This is a genomic window from Pseudomonas sp. gcc21 (assembly GCF_012844345.1).
GTDB lineage: Bacteria > Pseudomonadota > Gammaproteobacteria > Pseudomonadales > Pseudomonadaceae > Halopseudomonas.
On the sequence record NZ_CP051625.1, the window covers coordinates 1,342,772 to 1,360,787 of the forward strand.

Consider the following 18,016-nt stretch of genomic DNA (forward strand, 5'->3'; position numbering starts at 1 on the left):
GATGTCGGAACAACCTCTGATCCGCGTACAAAACCTCAGTGTCGCTTTTCAGAGCGAGCAGGAGGAAGTCATGGCGGTGCGCGACGTGAGCCTGGACATCTATCCGGGCCAGACCGTCGCGCTGGTGGGAGAGAGCGGCTCGGGCAAATCCGTCACCGCACACTCGATACTGCGTCTTCTGCCCTACCCTATGGCCCGACACCCCAGCGGCACGATTCTGTATAAGGGCGAAGACCTGCTTACTGCCAAGCTCAAGCGTCTGCGGCAGGTGCGCGGCAACCGGATCTCGATGATTTTCCAGGAGCCCATGTCATCGCTGAATCCGCTGCATACGGTGGAACGGCAAATCAACGAAGTGCTTTTTTTGCATAAGGGTCTGGACAAGAAAGCCGCGCGGGCGCGCACGCTTGAGCTTCTGGAACTGGTCGGCATCCCCGAGCCGGCCAAACGACTGACCGCCTACCCGCATGAACTTTCCGGTGGTCAACGACAGCGCGTGATGATCGCCATGGCGCTGGCCAACGAACCCGAGCTGTTGATCGCTGATGAACCCACGACGGCACTGGATGTAACCGTCCAGCTGAAGATACTGGAGCTGCTTAAATCGTTGCAGGAAAAGCTCGGCATGGCGCTGCTGCTTATCAGCCACGACCTGAACCTGGTGCGAAAAATAGCCCATCGCGTATGTGTCATGTATCAAGGTCGCGTCGTCGAAGAAAACGAATGCACTGAGCTTTTTGACGCACCTCAACATGAATATACCCGTCAACTGCTCGCCGCCGATCCCTCTGGAGATCCAGTTGAAGCTGACCGGAATGCGCCGGTCATTCTGCGTGCAGAGCAGTTGCGGGTATGGTTTCCGATCAAGAAAGGCGTGTTCAAGAAGACCGTTGACCATATCAAGGCGGTCACCGATGCCAGTTTCAGCCTGCGCAGCGGGCATACGCTGGGTATCGTCGGCGAAAGCGGGTCCGGCAAGACCACGCTGGGCATGGCAATCCTCAAACTAGTCGATAGCCAGGGATTGATCGAGAGCAACGGTCAACGGCTCGATGGCATGAGTCAGGACGCTTTCCGCCCGCTGCGCAGGCAGATTCAGGTTGTATTCCAGGATCCGTTTGGCAGCTTGAGTCCGCGGATGTCTGTTGCTCAGATCATCAGCGAGGGCCTGGAAATTCACCGCATGGGAACGGTAGAAGAACGCGAGCAAATGGTCATCCAAGCCTTGCAGGAAGTAGGACTGGATCCGGAGAGCCGTCATCGTTATCCGCATGAGTTCTCCGGCGGCCAACGGCAGCGAATAGCAATCGCACGGGCACTCGTGCTCAAGCCTTCGCTTATCCTGCTTGATGAGCCCACCTCTGCGCTGGACCGTACGGTACAGAGCCAGGTGGTCGAGCTGCTTCGCGAGCTGCAGCGCAAATACGGGTTAAGCTATTTGTTTATCAGCCACGACCTGGCCGTGGTACGCGCTCTCAGCCATGAGCTGATGGTCGTCCGCCAGGGCGAGATTGTCGAACAGGGGCCGGCCAGGCGGATCTTCGCTTCACCGCAGCACGAGTATACTCGTCAGCTGCTCGAAGCGGCTTTCGCCGCACCGGCAACAGTCACTATGGCCTGAACATTCAGGTCCGGAATCAAAACAGGAAGCACATATGGGATTTCTAACCGGGAAACGTGTACTCATCGTTGGCGTAGCCAGCAAACTGTCCATAGCCTCAGGCATCGCTGCAGCAATGCACCGCGAAGGTGCCGAGCTGGCGTTCACCTATCAGAACGACAAGCTCAAGGGCCGGGTTGAAGGCTTCGCTGCCGACTGGGGCTCCAGCGCGGAGCTGTGCTTCCCTTGTGACGTAGCGGACGACGCTCAGATCGAACAGGTCTTTACCGAACTCAGCAAGAAATGGGACGGGCTCGACTGTATCGTCCACTCGGTGGGATTTGCCCCGGGCGACCAGCTGGACGGTGACTTTACCGACGTGACCACCCGCGATGGCTTCCGCATTGCCCACGACATCAGCGCTTACAGCTTCGTCGCACTGGCCAAGGCAGGTCGGGAGATGATGAAAGGCCGCAACGGCAGCCTGCTGACCCTCTCCTACCTGGGCGCCGAGCGCACCATGCCCAACTACAATGTGATGGGCATGGCCAAGGCGAGCCTTGAAGCCGGCGTACGCTACCTCGCCAGCAGCCTCGGCCCGGAGGGCACCCGTGTGAACGCGGTGTCTGCAGGCCCTATCCGGACGCTCGCTGCATCCGGTATCAAGAGTTTCCGCAAGATGCTGGCCTATAACGCTGCCCAGACCCCGCTGCGCCGCAACGTCACTATTGAGGAAGTAGGTAACGCCGGTGCTTTCCTGTGTTCTGATCTGGCCTCCGGCATTTCCGGAGAAATCATGCACGTAGATGGCGGCTTCAACACCACCGCCATGGGCAATATCGAAGAGTAAACAGCGCGCCGCGCAAAAAAGCCGCTCCCGAGAGAGCGGCTTTTTTGTGTCTGCAGCCCGATATATTTCGCCACCGACTATGTTACCGGTTGCGGTGAACTCGCTGTCTCATAGCGCAACGCTCGATGGGGGGCCGGGTTCCATCCCGGCCAACGTACTCGCCGGCAACGTTCATGGTCGAGGTGGAACTCGACACTCCATAGGCCGTGCCTGATTCAGGTGCCCCTTCTTTACGCCGGCGGAATGAGTACGCGAAAACGCAAAACCCGGTCCATGGACCGGGTTTCGTGATGCCGCAACTGAAACGTTCGATAGACTAGAAGCGCTCGACCTCCGCTTCTTCCTTCAGCTTCTGCTGAACAGCAGCAAAGTCCTGCTCCCCGGTCTGGCCCGCAATGAAACGTTCAAACATCGGCGACTCGGCTTCGGACAAGGCTTCCTCAGGCGTCGCAACGCCTTTCAGCTGAACAATCCAGCGTCCGCCGTCCGGCTTGCGGAATTGTGCATAGCCATTCTCGCCCTCATCCGGGCGTGGCATAGCGAACACGTTGCGCAACAAGGCAGGCAGCACTTCCTGGCTGCTCCGACCAACTGCCTCATGCTGCTGCCAACCGACCTCCAGGGATGCGGCCAACTGCATTGGCTGAACATTGCCAGAACGCAGTTCGGACACCGCTTCCTCCGCTATACGTTCGGCTTTCTCGGTGGCACGCCGATAGCGCAACACATCAACGATCTCTTCGCGAGCTTCATCCAGCGAGAGTGTCTCCTGCGGCATGTGTTCCTTGACCCGCAGCACGACGACTGTATCGGCATCCAGCTCCAGCAGCGGACTGTTACGCCCATCGACCAGAACCTCCTCGTCAAAGGCAGCCATCATGACCTTGGGATTGCTGGTCAGCCCTTCCCCGCCGGAACGTTCAACCGGACCAATGGTTTCGATCGTCAGATCGAGGCTTTCAGCCGGCCCAACCAGATCAGGCGACTCGTATGCGAGGTCCGCCAGCTCCTGCGATGCCTCGACGAAGCGACGCTCGACCAGCTCCGTTTTCAGCTCCTGCTCAAGGCTCTCACGCATCTCTTCGAATGTAGGCAAGTCGGGTGCCTGCAGATCGGTCAGCTTGATCAGATGGTAGCCATAACTGGTACGAACCGGTTCGGACACCTGGCCTTCTTCCAGCGAAGATAGCGCTTCGTCGAACGCCGGATCGAAGCTTCCTTCAACCGTAAAGCCAAGGTCTCCGCCGCGATTGGCGCTGCCGCTGTCGTCAGAGTATTCCTTCGCTACGTCAGCGAAGTCATCACCGGCCTCGATGCGCTCATAGGCCTCCTGTGCACGTGCCAGCGCAGCATCCTCGTCGTCGTTGATTTCGACCAGGATATGCGCGGCGCGGCGCTGCTCAATCAGATTGCCCACCTCGCGCTGATACAGCTGCTCAATTGCCGCATCATCGACTTCTACCTGATCAAAAAAGTCCCGACGAGATAGCGTCACGGTTTCAAGCACCACCTTCTCAGGCGACTTAAACTGCTCCTTGTTCTCTTCGTAGTGCTGCTGAATGTCTTCCTCGCTGATATCGACTGCTTCGTGCTCGGCAGCCACTTCTATCACCGCGAAGTCACGGGTCTGATTCTCCAGTTGCGCCAGGCGCTCGCGCTCGGCTGGGGTGGCGAAAGCTGTCGCCTGATAAGCGTTGCGCAGCTGGGCAATCAGCAATTCCTGGCGAACCAGATCGCGGAAGGCCATGCGTGAGGCGAGGCCCATATTACGGATAACGATATCAAAGCGGTCAGCACTGAACTGTCCGTCCACTTGAAAATCGGGCGTCCCGAGAATCAGTTGATCAATCATCTGCTCGGACACTTTCAGGTTCGCATCAGCCGCCCCATCAAGCAGTACGGCGCGTTCGATCAAGCTGTCCAGTACCGAGGAACGTAACAGGTCATCATCGATCAGACTCGGGTCGAAGTTCTCGTTACCCATCTGGCGAAGCTGTTGAATCAATTGCTGGCGTTGTAGAGCAACGGCCTGTTCCAGCTCCATTTGAGTGATAACAGTGCCGTTTACCTCTGCCGCCTTATCGTCGTCGCTGGTGAAACGACTGATCGATTCCCATCCGGTTAAAGCGAATATCAGCACAATGACGCCGACGATCACTTTCGCGACCCAGCTTTGCGCATTGTCCCTCATTTTTTGCAGCATCTTGCCCCCGAAGATCCCATTGTCAACAGCCCACTCCGGCGGCTGTCGGTCTTGCCAAAACGCTTAACCCTAAAACAAAAAAGGCGCATCGTCTGTGATGCGCCTTCTGGAAGTTTACGGAACCACAACCTTTATGTTGCCTGGTACCCCTGAGGGCTTGTCAGCCGATCGGGGTTCCGTCTGCACCGCATCACTCTGGAGTGACGGATGCCCTTCGATGTCAGGACGCGATCAGTTGACTGCGTCCTTCAGTGCCTTGCCTGCCTTGAAACCAGGAATCTTGGCAGCGCTGATTTCAATCGGTTCCCCAGTCTGAGGATTGCGACCAGTACGCGCAGCACGCTCTTTCACGGCAAATGTACCGAAACCAACCAGAACAACCGGATCACCGGCTTTCAGAGCACCAGTGACAGACTCGATGACCGCGTCCAGAGCACGACCGGCAGCAGCTTTCGGAATATCGGCGGATGCTGCGATGGCATCAATCAGTTCAGACTTGTTCACTTAAGTCCCCTTATATAATTTCAATGAGTAGTTAGTCGTTATGTAAGCTTATGGTCCTAGCAAAGCTCTAGCCAGTCAGCGTACCGCATGGGTCGAAGCACGCTTTATAGCAAGCGCTCAAAAACCGTGTCAAGGAATGCTTGAGCGTCACGGCGTGTGGCAGGGAGCCCCGCGTTGCAAGGCTGCCCGCCCGAGCAGACCGTTCACACTCAATGAGTACTGATACGCTCCTTCGCGTCGGCCTCACGATTGTCATCCTTTGCAACTATCTCTTCAACCCCTTCCTGCAGGGGCTCCGGCATGTATTGCAGCGCAATCTGCAACACCTCGTCAATCCATTTCACCGGTTTGACCTCAATATTCTCCTTGATGTTATCCGGGATCTCTTTCAAATCCCGCACGTTGTCATGGGGAATGATGACGGTTTTGATACCGCCACGATGCGCCGCGAGCAGCTTTTCCTTCAGTCCACCGATCGGCAGAACCTGACCGCGCAGAGTAATCTCACCCGTCATCGCCACGTCCGCACGCACGGGAATCTTGCTCAACGCCGACACCAATGCGGTACACATGCCAACGCCCGCACTCGGCCCATCCTTTGGAGTCGCCCCTTCCGGCACGTGAATGTGAATGTCGTGTTTCTCATGAAAATCTGAGGTAATTCCGAGACTTGCGGCGCGACTACGCACCACGGTCAACGCAGCGCTGATGGATTCCTGCATCACATCACCGAGCGAGCCGGTCTTGATCTGACGACCCTTGCCGGGCACGACCACAGCCTCGAGACTGAGCAACTCGCCGCCGACCTGCGTCCATGCCAGCCCCGTTACCTGACCAATCTGATCCGCTTCCTCAGCCAGTCCGTACTTGAACTTGCGAACCCCAAGATAGTGCTCGACGAGCTCGCTATCGAGGACCACTTCAGCCCCTTTCGATTTAGCTTTGCCCTTGGCCAATTGTTCCCGAACCACTTTACGGCAGACTTTGGCGATCTGACGTTCCAGTCCGCGCACCCCCGCTTCCCGTGTGTAATACCGGACAAGATCTCGCAGAGACTCAACAGTAAAGGTCAATTCGCCTTCCTTGAGACCGTTATTCTTGGTCTGCTTGGGAATCAGATAGCGCTGGGCAATATTGATCTTCTCGTCCTCGGTGTATCCGGGGATGCGGATGACTTCCATCCGGTCGAGCAGTGGTGCCGGGATGTTCATCGAGTTAGAGGTGCAGATGAACATGACATCCGAAAGATCGTAGTCGACTTCCAGATAATGGTCGTTGAAGGCGTGATTCTGCTCGGGATCCAGAACCTCCAGCAGCGCTGAAGAAGGATCGCCCCGCATGTCCTGCCCCATCTTGTCGATTTCATCGAGCAAAAACAGCGGATTCTTGACCCCGGCCTTGGTCATTTTCTGAATCAATTTACCAGGCAGCGAACCGATGTAGGTCCGGCGATGACCACGGATTTCGGCTTCGTCACGGACACCGCCGAGAGCCATGCGCACGAACTGCCGGTTGGTTGCGCGGGCAAGGGATTCGCCCAGCGACGTCTTACCCACACCAGGCGGACCCACCAGGCAGAGCACCGGCCCCTTGAGCTTGCGTACACGCATCTGTACGGCGAGGTACTCAAGGATCCGCTCCTTGACCTCCTCGAGACCGTAATGATCATTCTCAAGCACTTCCTGCGCACGCTTGAGGTCATGACGGACTTTGCTGGCTTTCTTCCAAGGGACGTTACACAGCCAATCGATATAGGACCGCACCACCGTCGCTTCAGCAGACATCGGTGACATCATCTTGAGCTTGTTCAGCTCGGCGATTGCCTTTCCGTGCGCCTCCTTGGTCATTCCGGCATCATCAATCCGCTTCTGGATGCCCTCCAGCTCGTTGTTACCATCATCGAGCCCACCCATTTCCTTCTGGATGGCCTTCATCTGTTCATTAAGGTAGTACTCGCGCTGGCTGCGCTCCATTTGTTTCTTCACGCGGCCACGGATGCGCTTTTCAACCTGAAGCAGGTCTATCTCGGCATCCAATACGCCCAGTACGTGCTCTACCCGCTCACGCAGCGGCAGAATTTCGAGAATCTGCTGTTTCTGTTCCAGCTTGAGTGTGAGGTGCGCCGCCATCGTATCTACCAGGCGGCTTGGCTCTTCGATACTCGAAAGTGAAGAGACGACCTCGGAGGGCACTTTTTTGCCTAGCTGCACAAACTGCTCGAACTGACTCATCAGGCTGCGGATAAGCACCTCGGACTCGCGGTCGTCCAGCGCGACCTCGTCGAACAGCTCAACGCTGGCTTCCTGATACAGCGCGAGCTCCCGGACTTCATCGATTCGCGCGCGCTGCTCGCCTTCCACCAGCACCTTGACGGTGCCATCCGGAAGTTTGAGTAGTTGCAGAATCGTGGCCACGGTGCCCATACCGTATAAGGCGTCCTGTTTCGGATCGTCATCACCGGGTTCACGCTGCGCGACCAGCAGAACCTGCTTGTCGCCAGCCATTGCCGCCTCCAGCGCCTCGATGGACTTGTCACGCCCGACGAAGAGAGGAATCACCATATGTGGATACACCACCACATCGCGGAGCGGCAGTAAGGGAAAATCGCTGAGAGTCGTCATGACAGAGGCTCGCTAGCAGAGGGACGGATCCTGGACCCGTCCGTATATGAAATGTCCATGAAACAAAGATGGAGGCTCAAAACGAAAAAAACAAGCGGCTTCACATGATGTGTTACAGGAAGAAAACGAAGGAAATACAGAAAATATAAAGAAAAGCCTGCGCCACCGGGCGGTGGCGCAGTTACTACAAGTGCTTTCAGTCTTCCGGAAGAGCCTTGGGCTGTTCAACCGACTCGTAGATCATCAGCGGCTTGGCATCACCATTGATGACATTCTCGTCAATAACAACCTTACTGACATGCTCAGCAGAAGGAATGTCATACATGGTATCCAGCAAGACATTTTCCAAAATAGAGCGCAATCCCCGGGCACCGGTTTTACGCTCCAATGCACGCTTGGCGATAGACCGCAGTGCATCCGTGCGGAATTCCAGCTCTACCCCTTCCATCTCGAACAGTCGGGCGTATTGCTTGGTCAAGGAATTCTTCGGCTCAGTCAGAATTTCGATCAGCGCATCTTCATCCAGCTCATCCAGCGTTGCAACAACCGGCAAACGACCGACGAACTCAGGGATCAAGCCAAAACGCACCAGATCTTCCGGTTCCACGTCCTTCAACGCCTCACCCACCTTCTTGCCTTCATCCTTGCTACGCACTGCCGCACTGAAACCGATGCCGCTCTTTTCGGAACGATCGCGAATCACTTTCTCCAGTCCGGCAAAGGCACCGCCGCAAATGAACAGAATATTGCGCGTATCGACCTGCAGGAACTCCTGCTGCGGATGCTTGCGACCACCCTGAGGCGGTACGGAGGCAACCGTGCCCTCGATCAGCTTCAGAAGCGCCTGCTGCACGCCCTCGCCTGACACATCACGCGTGATCGACGGGTTGTCGGACTTACGTGAGATCTTGTCGATCTCATCGATGTAGACGATGCCCATCTGGGCCTTTTCTACGTCGTAATCACACTTTTGCAACAGCTTCTGGATGATGTTTTCGACATCCTCACCGACGTAACCCGCTTCGGTGAGGGTCGTCGCATCAGCAATGGTGAAAGGCACATTGAGCAGACGCGCCAGCGTTTCAGCCAGCAACGTCTTGCCTGAGCCAGTCGGACCAATGACCAGGATATTGCTCTTGCCCAGCTCGACGTCATCCTTGCCTTCGCGCTGATTGAGACGCTTGTAGTGGTTGTAAACGGCTACGGACAGAATCTTCTTCGCGCGCAATTGGCCGATCACGTATTGATCCAGAATGCCACTGATTTCCTTTGGCGATGGGAGCTTCTGGCTGCTGCTCTCAGTCTGGTTTTCCTGCACTTCTTCACGAATGATGTCGTTGCACAGGTCAACACACTCATCGCAGATAAATACGGAGGGGCCGGCAATCAGCTTACGCACTTCATGCTGGCTCTTGCCGCAGAAAGAGCAATACAGCAACTTACCGTTGTCGTCACCCTTCCCAGTCATATCGGTCATCGAAAACCCCTGCTTACGGTTCACTCTTATCACAAAGATGAAGGCATCAACGCTGCATTGCAAGCGCGATCCTGTCAACGCACGCCGCCCATCCATTCAGATTAGCGGTACTTCCTGAGCGCACCCAATGCTGCGCCCAGCCGGCATCAAAGCCGGCGCCGAGTCTGACCGTTAACCGGCCATTTCCCGACTTTCAATCACACGGTCAATCAGACCGTATTCCACTGCCTCAGTGCCGCTCATAAACCGATCCCGGTCTGTATCGCGCTCAATCACTTCCATCGGTTGGCCGGTGTGATGAGCCATGATGCGATTGAGGCGTTCCCGAATGAACAGAATCTCGCGGGCATGAATCTCGATATCTGAAGCCTGACCCTGGAAGCCGCCAAGCGGCTGGTGGATCATCATGCGCGAATGCGGCAGCGAGAAACGCTTGCCTTCCGCCCCGCCTGCCAGCAGAAAAGCGCCCATGCTGGCGGCCTGACCGATACACAGGGTGCTGACGTTCGGCTTGATGAACTGCATGGTGTCATAGATCGCCATACCCGCAGTGACCGAGCCACCCGGCGAATTGATGTACAGATGTATGTCCTTGTCGGGGTTTTCCGACTCCAGGAACAGCAGCTGCGCCACGACCAGGTTGGCCATGTAATCTTCCACCTGACCCACGAGGAAGATCACGCGCTCCTTCAGCAGGCGCGAATAGATATCATACGAACGCTCGCCGCGTGCCGACTGTTCTACCACCATCGGGACCAAGCCACCCGCAGCCTGAACGTCGGGTGCAAACTGGTTAAATGTATGTTGGGTCATGGATCGCTATTACTCCAATTTAGCCTGTCGCATAAACACAGGAGCCAGCCCTAAGGCTGGCTCCATGCGTTGCGTAATATGGCGACGATTTACTCGTCAGCGCCGCTTTCCGCCTCACCGCTTGGCGCAGCTGCCTGGGCGGGTTTGACGGCGTCTTCATAGCTGACCTGCTTATCGGTCACCTTAGCCTTCTGCAACACAGTATCCACGACTTGCTCTTCCAGCACAACCGACTGTATTTCGGCCAGTTGCTGCTCGTTCTGGAAGTACCAGTTGACCACTTGCTCAGGCTCCTGGTAAGCCGATGCGAGATCCTCGATCATCGCGCGGACCCGATCGTTATCAGGCTTGATATCGTTTTGCTTGACGATCTCGGCAACAATCAGACCCAGGCTGACGCGGCGCTTGGCCTGCTCTTCGAACAATTCAGCGGGCAGTTGGTCTGGCTTGATGTTGCCACCACCGAATTGCTGTACCGCCTGCTCGCGCAACCGGTCAATCTCGCTGTTGAGCAGCGCTTTCGGAACTTCAACCTGGTTGGTGGCCAACAGACCGTCCATCACCTGGGTCTTGGTCTTGCCCTTGATGGCCTGACGCAGCTCACGCTCCATGTTCTTGCGAACTTCGGCACGGAAACCTTCCAAGCCGCCTTCTTCAACACCGAACTTGGCGAAGAATTCATCGTTCAGCTCAGGCAGAACCGGCGCTGCGACACTGTGCACTACCACTTCGAACTCGGCGGCCTTGCCTGCCAACTCCAGGTTCTGATAGTCCTCTGGGAAGGTCACGTTCAAGGTCAGCGAATCGCCGGCCATGGCACCGACCAGACCTTCTTCGAAACCAGGAATCATGCGACCAGAGCCCAGTACAATCTGGGTGTTGCTGGCAGTTCCGCCCTGGAAGGCTTCACCATCGACACGACCGGTGAAATCGACAGTCAATTGATCTTCGTTCTGCGCTGCACGCTCCACTGCTTCATAAACAGTGTTCTGCTTGCGCAGAATTTCAAGCATTTTTTCGAGATCGGCATCGGTTACTTCAGATTCGATACGCTCTACGCTGATATCACCGAAGTCGCTCAGCGTCAGCTCGGGATACACTTCGAAGGTGGCGATGTATTCGAAATCCTTGCCTTCGTTCAGCTCTTTGGGCTCAACACTCGGTGCACCAGCGGGGTTCAGCTTCTCCTGCATGATGGCTTCATAGAAGGAAGACTGAATCACTTCGCCGATGACTTCTTGACGAGCAGAACCGCCAAAACGCTTGCGAATCACGCTCATCGGTACTTTCCCGGGACGGAAACCATCGACACGGGCGCGGCTGGCAGTTTGCTGCAAGCGCTTGTTGACTTCGTTTTCGATGCGCTCGGCAGGAATGCCAACGGTCATACGGCGCTCGAGGCCGGAGATGGTTTCAACCGAAACTTGCATGGAGAGTCCTCGTTGTACAGACAGTGTGATTGGACGAATTCTAAGGGGACGACATTCTATTCGCTCAGAAAGCAGAAGTCATCCTTTGCCAGCGAACAAGATACAAGGGCTGTGGTGGCGTTTTCAGAACACCGGCGAGCGCGCCACCATTCAGTTCGTCAGCTCAAGGTCTCTGGCGTCGCGTATCAGCAACATCCGGAAGTCTGCCAGCGCCATCGGCCTGTGAAACAAATAACCCTGATAGGCATCGCAACCGTTGGCATGCAACCAAAGGCGCTCCTCCTCGGTTTCCACTCCTTCAGCCACGCATTGAAGACCAAGCCGGCGCGATAGCTGCAGAATAACCTCAACGATTGCCGCGTCACGACCCGAACGATCGACATTGCGTATGAATGACTGATCAATCTTGAGCTTGTCGATGGGCATATCCTTGAGATAACCAAGCGAGCAATAACCGGTGCCAAAATCATCAATCGCAAGCTTCACGCCTTCGTCATGCAAACCCTGCAAGGACTGGAGGGCGAAGGACAAATCATTGATCAACGCGCCTTCGGTAATTTCAAGCTCGATACGCTGCGGCCCCAACTGGTAGTCAGTCAGACTATTGCGGACGCGCCCGACAAAGGCTGGCTGCTGAAAATGAGCGGCGGAAATATTGATCGACAAGGGTACCGGGGTGAGTCCTTCGTCAAGCCAGCTGCGAATTTGCCGACACGCTGCATCCAGTACCCAGCGATCAATTTCGGCGATGAGCATCGATTCCTCCGCGATGGGAATGAATATTCCGGGTGAAATATTGCCCCGCGTAGGATGCTGCCAGCGTAACAACACCTCCGCACCGACCATCAAGCCGGTTTCGGCGGATACTTGCGGCTGGTAATAGAGCTCGAATCCGGATGTTTCCAGCGCATGCCGCATGTCGCTTTCCAGCTCCATGCGCTGCTGGGCCGCCACATGCATATCGTTGACGAAAAAGTGATGACTGTTTCCGCCGCGCCGCTTGGACTGATACATCGCCGTATCAGCCTGCTTCATTAGATCGTCCAGGTTCTCACCGTCATCTGGAAAAATCGCCACGCCGATGCTCAAGGTACTGCGCAGCTCATGCAGACCGACCCGTACTGGCTGAGGCACAACCGCCAGTAGCCGACTGATCACAGCCTCTACCATCGCCGGCACGTCGTGGTCGCTGGGGATATCAGCCACCGCAATCGTGAATTCATCTCCGCCTAGCCGAGCGACCAGATCAGCAGGCCGCGCACATTGCCGGATGCGCTCGGCGATCTGACAGAGATATTCATCGCCTGCCGCGTGGCCTAACGCATCATTGATTAACTTGAATCGATCCAGATCAATGAACATGACCGCTACCCGCGTCCCGTCCTTAGTGGCCCGTGCTAGCGCTTCACTCAGCTTCATCTTCAATGCGGAACGATTTGGCAGACCTGTGAGCTCATCATGATGCGCCTGCTGATAGAGCTCGGCTTGCCAGCGGGCGCGCGTCAAGGCGATGGATATGCGCCTGATAGATTGCAGGGCAGCCGGCAAATGCAACGCGGCGAGGTCACGTGATTGTCGACTACCCAGCACAACCATGCCCTTTACGTCGCGCACCTGAATCGGGATCAGCGTCCAGCTTGCAACCTTCTGCCCCAAGGGTGAACAGGACAACCAGGCGGGCCGCTCGGAGACAAGCATTTCACCTTGTTGCGTGAGCTTATCGACGGCCTGGCTGAACCGTTCCGAATCGATGATGCCAACCTCAACAGGCGAATCGGCCACGCCTATTATCAGCGGCTGTTTATGCTGTTGCTCCGCGACAACCACCAACAGTTCACTACCAAGCAATTGCCTTATACGCTCCGCCACCTGACCGACGACCAGATCGGGGTCCATGGTGGAAAGGATGAGTCGATCGATATCGGCGAGCGCTTCAAGCTGATGAAACTGAAGCGCCAGCTTGCCCATCATGCCGTTGAACGAGTCCGCCAACTCTTCAAACTCATCGTCACTGTCTACCACCACAGGCTTGTCCAGATGCCCTTCCCCTACCCTGGCGGTCGCGCGGCGAAGAATGTCCAGCGGTCTGAGCACGCGGCGAATATGCCTGATGCTGAACATCAAGGCAGCAAGCATCGAGACGAGAATGATCACAACCATCGAAAAACCGAAGCGGCCTGAAGGCGCAAAAAAGCGCTGCTCGGGCTCACTGAGAACCACGGTCCAGTTATCGTTCATACCCAGGCCGCGAAGAAACACCTCCCAATAGACAGAACGCATGCCGCGCTCAGCATTGCGCCAGGTGTAATAACCCGACGCGCCGCCCAGCCCTTGCGCCGCCAAAGCTTTTAATGCCTCACGCCCGTCCGACCGATTGCAGAATAACGGTATCGACTCCGCATCGATAATGCAGATCAGCTGATCCTCAGCTAGCTGCTCAGCATCCCAGAGGTAGTCTTCACGCACTTGCGCAACCAGCGTCTCACCGCCTGAGCGAATCACGACCATGAATGCCGAGGGCTCGCCGCCGCTCTGAAGCATGCGAACCCAGACACCATCCGACTGCTGGGTCGAAGATAACCCGCCGAGCGCTGCTTCAAGCATCCACGGTTCAGGTGCCGCCAGCTCCAGCCAGGGGGGATTCAAACTGGCCCCATCGGAATCGAAAGCCGGACGAAACCAGGTTGCACTCGCGGCGGTAGCGGTCAGCTCCGGGCGCAGCGCAGCCAGCTGCATGTCACCGACCACCCGCTGCAGCCGCTCAAACAAGCTCATGCCGATATGCTTGGCATCCTTGTGCAGCTGGTCTCTATGTTGAACGGTCAGCTGGTCGGAGACCTGCAACAAGGTTATAGAAGCCAGCACCGCCACGGGCAGCGTAATCGCAAGGAAAAGAAAGCTGAAAAGACGGCGAGCGAAGCGACTGTTGAATGTCTGGAAATTGATTCTCACCGATCAATACTCTGAAGCCAGTCCGACAAAACTGCCGTTGTTAGCCCGCACAATATCGTCCCGCCCTGGAGCGGAAGTGAACGTCTGATTGGTGACGCCGTTCTTGCCCATACTGTAGAGGTCGTAATCTGTGTTAACCGGCACCATGTTCTTGTCTTTACGCATCCCGCCCTTCCCATTTCCCTTCAAGGTCGAGAAATTGAGGAACTGGTAAGGGTTTTCCCACGGGTCGCGCATATGAGCCAACCCGACCTCGGCGAGACTCAAAGGGAGTTTGCGATTGATCGCGCGGAAGCGCTCGATACTGGCTTCTATGGTGACGATATCCGCTATTGCGGAGGTGACTTTCGCTTGCTCTACATAACGCTGATAGCCAGGAAGAGCAATCGCAGCCAACAGCCCGACAATTACCAACGCAAGCAGAAGCTCTATCAGGGTAAGGCCGTCGAGTCGTTTGATATCAAAGGTACGCGGTAGCATTCCGTTGCCTGATTCAGGAGCATCACCGCAGTGTAGTGCCGTAATGGCAAACTGCCAACCATCAGGCAATGAACGGCGACGAGAGGTGTCGGACAAAGATCAACCGGGAAAAAGAGTGATACCCGATAGAGTCAGAAACGCAGGAGGGAAAGCACCAGCAGATTTCTCGCTGTTTTAACCAGGCAAAGTCAAAAAGCAGCCAGAGCGTCGATTTTCAAATGAAGAATAAACAAATGGTGCGGATGGGGAGACTCGAACTCCCACACCTTGCGGCGCCAGAACCTAAATCTGGTGTGTCTACCAATTCCACCACATCCGCTAAACCGGTCTTACATCAAAAACGCCAGGCTGGAGCCTGGCGTTTAAAGAATATGGGGTGGACGATGGGTTTCGAACCCACGACACCAGGAGTCACAATCCTGTGCTCTACCAACTGAGCTACGCCCACCATATACCGCTACTGCTTCGCTTCACACCCAGCGCAACTGACTACTATGCGACTGGCGCGCCCGGCAGGATTCGAACCTGCGGCCATCCGCTTAGAAGGCGGATGCTCTATCCAACTGAGCTACGGGCGCCTGGTTCACATCATCAACACCACAAGGGTATCTGAAAATGCTCGCTGTACAAGCCGGAGCCAGTAAAACGCTGGAGCCTGATCGCCTTCCAAACCCACATCACTGTGTTTGTGAAGCGGGGCGAATAATACTCAGCCACCTCCCCCCCGTCAACGGTCACAGCAATCTTTTTCAGATATTTGAGTAAGTTAGGCCTGCCTGATGGTTCGCCCTTTTGCCTGAGGCCCGCCTCATGCGACAATCGCACCATTCTATGTTTCGTCAGGAAGCCAATGAACGCTCAGCTCATCGATGGCAAGCAAATCGCTGCCAATCTCCGTCGAGAAATCGCCGCCAAGGTCAACGAACGCAGGAATCAGGGCCTGAGATTGCCCGGCCTCGCTGTCATTCTGGTAGGGACAGACCCTGCCTCGCAAGTCTACGTGTCGCACAAACGCAAGGACTGCGAGGAGGTAGGCTTTCTGTCCCGATCTTACGACCTGCCAGCAAGCACCAGCCAGGAAGAGCTGCTCAGCCTGATCGACACGTTGAACGAGACCTCCGATATTGACGGCATTCTTGTGCAACTGCCCCTCCCTGCGCACCTGGATTCGTCGCAGCTGCTCGAACGCATCCGTCCGGACAAGGACGTCGATGGCTTCCATCCCTACAACATTGGCCGCCTGGCCCAGCGCATGCCGCTTCTGCGCCCCTGCACGCCATTGGGTATTATCCGGTTGCTCAAGAGCACCGGGGTTGATCCCTACGGACTGGATGCCACCGTCATCGGCGCATCGAACATAGTAGGGCGCCCGATGGCGCTCGAATTGCTGTTGGCTGGCTGCACCACCACCGTTACGCATCGCTTTACCAAGAACCTGGCCGAACACGTCAGCCGCTCTGACCTGGTTGTCGTGGCAGCAGGCAAGCCCGGCCTGGTCAAGGGCGAGTGGATCAAGCCCGGCGCGATCGTGATCGATGTGGGCATCAACCGGATGGAGGATGGCCGGCTGTGCGGTGACGTCGAGTTCGGACCTGCTGCCGAGCGCGCCGCATGGATAACCCCCGTTCCGGGCGGCGTCGGTCCGATGACCCGTGCCTGCTTGCTGGAAAACACCCTGCACGCCTGCGAACACCTGCACGACTGACCCTGCTTCGACCAGGAATCTGGTATCGATTGATGCCAGGCTCCCTGCCAGACCGTTATGCCCGCGAAAGTGAAGTGTTGGACCAATAAAAAAGCAAGGGCGCCATAAAGGCGCCCTGCATAGTTCAACACCGCGGCATCCAGCTCAGAACGTATCGCCCGGGATACGTACCCAACCTTCCATCAGGACCCGCGCGCTGCGGCTCATGATTGCCTTCACTACCGTCCAATCCTGGCCAACCTGAGTCGCTTCTGCCCCGACCCGCAAGGTTCCCGAAGGATGACCAAAGCGGACGGCGGTAAGGTTGCCACCACCAGCCGCCTGGTTCACCAGCGTTCCAGGAATTGCCGCAGCGGTACCGATTGCCACCGCTGCGGTGCCCATCATTGCGTGGTGCAGCTTACCCATCGACAGTGCGCGAACCGACAGATCGATCTCATCGGCCGAAATGCGCTTGCCGCTGGATGACACATAGTCGGCAGGCTTCGCGACGAAGGCGACCTTTGGCGTGTGCTGGCGGCTCGCCGCCTCGTCAACTTCCTTGATCAAGCCCATGCGGACGGCACCGAAGGCGCGGATAGTTTCGAATTTGGCCAGCGCTGCAGGGTCTTCATTGATCGCCTCCTGCAGCTCCGTTCCGGTATAGCCGATATCTTCAGCGTTGACGAAGATCGTTGGGATCCCGGAATTGATCATGGTCGCCTTGAGCGTGCCCAGGCCCGGCACGTCCAGGTCATCAATCAGATTACCGGTGGGGAACATGGCACCTTCACCGTCGGCCGGGTCCATGAACTCGACCTGCACCTCGGCCGCTGGAAAGGTCACCCCATCCAGCTCGAAATCACCGGTCTCCTGAACCTCACCGTTGGTGATCGGCACATGCGCAATGATGGTCTTGCCAATATTGGCCTGCCAGATCCGCACTACGGCCGTACCATCCTGCGGAATGCGGCTGGCGTCCACCAGTCCGCTGGCAATGGCAAAGGCACCCACCGCCGCAGACAGGTTGCCGCAATTACCGCTCCAGTCCACGAAGGGTTTATCAATGGAGACCTGACCGAAAAGATAATCCACATCGTGATCAGGCTGGGTGCTTTTCGCCAGAATAACGGTCTTGCTGGTACTGGATGTAGCGCCGCCCATACCGTCAATCTGCTTGCCATAGGGATCGGGGCTGCCGATCACGCGCATCAGGAGTTTGTCCCGAGCAGGACCAGGTTTCTGCGCAGCCTCAGGTAAATCCTGCAGACAGAAAAACACGCCTTTGCTGGTGCCACCGCGCATATAGGTGGCAGGAATTCTGATTTGGGGAACGTGGGTCATGTATCCAGACTCCGGATATGAGTATTGCGAACAGGCGCTCTCTTCCTGATATTCAGAA

Annotated in this window: 12 protein-coding genes and 3 tRNA genes; 3 read left to right on the top strand and 12 right to left on the bottom strand. The window is 56.5% G+C overall.

Features of this window, described 5'->3' with window-relative positions; genetic code table 11:
* Position 1 precedes the first annotated feature (1 nt).
* Positions 2-1,621, top strand: coding sequence for an ABC transporter ATP-binding protein (locus HG264_RS06365; RefSeq protein ID WP_169406876.1), 1,620 nt, complete (start codon positions 2-4; stop codon positions 1,619-1,621).
* A gap of 34 nt (positions 1,622-1,655) precedes the next feature.
* Positions 1,656-2,450, top strand: a complete 795-nt coding sequence (gene fabI, locus HG264_RS06370) for an enoyl-ACP reductase FabI (protein ID WP_169406877.1) — start codon at positions 1,656-1,658, stop codon at positions 2,448-2,450.
* Between the two features lie 316 nt (positions 2,451-2,766).
* Here fabI and HG264_RS06375 read toward each other — a convergent pair whose 3' ends face one another.
* The 11 genes from HG264_RS06375 to HG264_RS06425 form a co-directional block, all read right to left on the bottom strand.
* Positions 2,767-4,653 (bottom strand): SurA N-terminal domain-containing protein, encoded by a 1,887-nt coding sequence (locus HG264_RS06375; RefSeq protein WP_169406878.1) that lies wholly within the window; start codon positions 4,651-4,653, stop codon positions 2,767-2,769.
* 231 nt (positions 4,654-4,884) lie between these two features.
* A complete protein-coding gene (hupB, locus tag HG264_RS06380; protein ID WP_169406879.1) occupies positions 4,885-5,157 on the bottom strand; it encodes a nucleoid-associated protein HU-beta in 273 nt (90 codons plus the stop codon).
* A 209-nt stretch (positions 5,158-5,366) separates the two neighbouring features.
* Positions 5,367-7,778 (bottom strand): endopeptidase La, encoded by a 2,412-nt coding sequence (gene lon / locus HG264_RS06385; protein WP_169406880.1) that lies wholly within the window; start codon positions 7,776-7,778, stop codon positions 5,367-5,369.
* 196 nt (positions 7,779-7,974) lie between these two features.
* Positions 7,975-9,255: an ATP-dependent Clp protease ATP-binding subunit ClpX gene (gene clpX, locus HG264_RS06390; RefSeq protein WP_169406881.1), complete on the bottom strand. Its 1,281-nt coding sequence runs from the start codon at positions 9,253-9,255 to the stop codon at positions 7,975-7,977.
* Between the two features lie 171 nt (positions 9,256-9,426).
* Complete coding sequence (gene clpP / locus HG264_RS06395; protein WP_150299014.1) at positions 9,427-10,068, bottom strand: ATP-dependent Clp endopeptidase proteolytic subunit ClpP; 642 nt, start codon at positions 10,066-10,068, stop codon at positions 9,427-9,429.
* An 89-nt stretch (positions 10,069-10,157) separates the two neighbouring features.
* On the bottom strand, positions 10,158-11,498 hold the full coding sequence (tig, locus tag HG264_RS06400; protein WP_169406882.1) for a trigger factor: 1,341 nt from the start codon (positions 11,496-11,498) through the stop codon (positions 10,158-10,160).
* Positions 11,499-11,648: 150 nt separating this feature from the next.
* Positions 11,649-14,450 carry a bifunctional diguanylate cyclase/phosphodiesterase gene (locus HG264_RS06405; protein WP_169406883.1) on the bottom strand — a complete coding sequence of 934 codons (2,802 nt, stop codon included), beginning with the start codon at positions 14,448-14,450 and terminating at the stop codon, positions 11,649-11,651.
* Between the two features lie 3 nt (positions 14,451-14,453).
* Positions 14,454-14,930, bottom strand: coding sequence for a type IV pilin protein (locus tag HG264_RS06410; RefSeq protein ID WP_169406884.1), 477 nt, complete (start codon positions 14,928-14,930; stop codon positions 14,454-14,456).
* Positions 14,931-15,164: 234 nt separating this feature from the next.
* A tRNA-Leu gene (locus HG264_RS06415) sits at positions 15,165-15,249 on the bottom strand.
* Between the two features lie 53 nt (positions 15,250-15,302).
* A tRNA-His gene (locus HG264_RS06420) sits at positions 15,303-15,378 on the bottom strand.
* 53 nt (positions 15,379-15,431) lie between these two features.
* A tRNA-Arg gene (locus tag HG264_RS06425) sits at positions 15,432-15,508 on the bottom strand.
* A 272-nt stretch (positions 15,509-15,780) separates the two neighbouring features.
* Here HG264_RS06425 and folD point away from each other — a divergent pair.
* Entirely contained in the window at positions 15,781-16,635 is an 855-nt protein-coding gene (folD, locus tag HG264_RS06430; protein ID WP_169406885.1) for a bifunctional methylenetetrahydrofolate dehydrogenase/methenyltetrahydrofolate cyclohydrolase FolD, read from the top strand.
* A 144-nt stretch (positions 16,636-16,779) separates the two neighbouring features.
* Here folD and prpF read toward each other — a convergent pair whose 3' ends face one another.
* Positions 16,780-17,958 (bottom strand): 2-methylaconitate cis-trans isomerase PrpF, encoded by a 1,179-nt coding sequence (gene prpF / locus HG264_RS06435; RefSeq protein WP_169406886.1) that lies wholly within the window; start codon positions 17,956-17,958, stop codon positions 16,780-16,782.
* Positions 17,959-18,016: the final 58 nt, after the last annotated feature.

Excerpts from the sequence above, each read along its gene's own strand:
- HG264_RS06365 (WP_169406876.1), top strand. The coding sequence starts at position 2 with ATGTCGGAACAACCTCTGATCCGCGTACAAAACCTCAGTGTCGCTTTT.
- fabI (WP_169406877.1), top strand. The coding sequence starts at position 1,656 with ATGGGATTTCTAACCGGGAAACGTGTACTCATCGTTGGCGTAGCCAGC.
- HG264_RS06375 (WP_169406878.1), bottom strand. The coding sequence starts at position 4,653 with ATGCTGCAAAAAATGAGGGACAATGCGCAAAGCTGGGTCGCGAAAGTG.
- lon (WP_169406880.1), bottom strand. The coding sequence starts at position 7,778 with ATGACGACTCTCAGCGATTTTCCCTTACTGCCGCTCCGCGATGTGGTG.
- clpX (WP_169406881.1), bottom strand. The coding sequence starts at position 9,255 with ATGACCGATATGACTGGGAAGGGTGACGACAACGGTAAGTTGCTGTAT.
- clpP (WP_150299014.1), bottom strand. The coding sequence starts at position 10,068 with ATGACCCAACATACATTTAACCAGTTTGCACCCGACGTTCAGGCTGCG.
- tig (WP_169406882.1), bottom strand. The coding sequence starts at position 11,498 with ATGCAAGTTTCGGTTGAAACCATCTCCGGCCTCGAGCGCCGTATGACC.
- HG264_RS06410 (WP_169406884.1), bottom strand. The coding sequence starts at position 14,930 with ATGCTACCGCGTACCTTTGATATCAAACGACTCGACGGCCTTACCCTG.
- folD (WP_169406885.1), top strand. The coding sequence starts at position 15,781 with ATGAACGCTCAGCTCATCGATGGCAAGCAAATCGCTGCCAATCTCCGT.
- prpF (WP_169406886.1), bottom strand. The coding sequence starts at position 17,958 with ATGACCCACGTTCCCCAAATCAGAATTCCTGCCACCTATATGCGCGGT.